This window comes from Citrobacter sp. Cpo126, assembly GCF_030332445.1.
GTDB lineage: Bacteria > Pseudomonadota > Gammaproteobacteria > Enterobacterales > Enterobacteriaceae > Citrobacter > Citrobacter portucalensis.
Genome location: NZ_JAOWHT010000007.1, coordinates 1 through 903, shown reverse-complemented (window position 1 = coordinate 903; position 903 = coordinate 1). Strand labels below are relative to the sequence as shown.

Here is a 903-nt window from a genome sequence, read left to right as displayed (position 1 = left end):
AAGGTACCGGATTTACCTGGAACCTCCGCCTACATGCTTAAACCGGGACAACCGTCGCCCGGCTAACATAGCCTTCTCCGTCCCCCCTTCGCAGTAACACCAAGTACAGGAATATTAACCTGTTTCCCATCGACTACGCCTTTCGGCCTCGCCTTAGGGGTCGACTCACCCTGCCCCGATTAACGTTGGACAGGAACCCTTGGTCTTCCGGCGTGCGGGTTTTTCACCCGCATTATCGTTACTTATGTCAGCATTCGCACTTCTGATACCTCCAGCATACCTCACGATACACCTTCAACGGCTTACAGAACGCTCCCCTACCCAACAACACATAGTGTCGCTGCCGCAGCTTCGGTGCATGGTTTAGCCCCGTTACATCTTCCGCGCAGGCCGACTCGACCAGTGAGCTATTACGCTTTCTTTAAATGATGGCTGCTTCTAAGCCAACATCCTGGCTGTCTGTGCCTTCCCACATCGTTTCCCACTTAACCATGACTTTGGGACCTTAGCTGGCGGTCTGGGTTGTTTCCCTCTTCACGACGGACGTTAGCACCCGCCGTGTGTCTCCCGTGATAACATTCTTCGGTATTCGCAGTTTGCATCGGGTTGGTAAGTCGGGATGACCCCCTAGCCGAAACAGTGCTCTACCCCCGAAGATGAATTCACGAGGCGCTACCTAAATAGCTTTCGGGGAGAACCAGCTATCTCCCGGTTTGATTGGCCTTTCACCCCCAGCCACAAGTCATCCGCTAATTTTTCAACATTAGTCGGTTCGGTCCTCCAGTTAGTGTTACCCAACCTTCAACCTGCCCATGGCTAGATCACCGGGTTTCGGGTCTATACCCTGCAACTTAACGCCCAGTTAAGACTCGGTTTCCCTTCGGCTCCCCTATTCGGTTAACC

1 rRNA gene is annotated in these 903 nt (G+C 53.3%); it reads right to left on the bottom strand.

From position 1 onward, the window contains the following. A 23S ribosomal RNA gene (locus OGY17_RS00050) occupies positions 1–903 on the bottom strand; the annotation flags it as partial.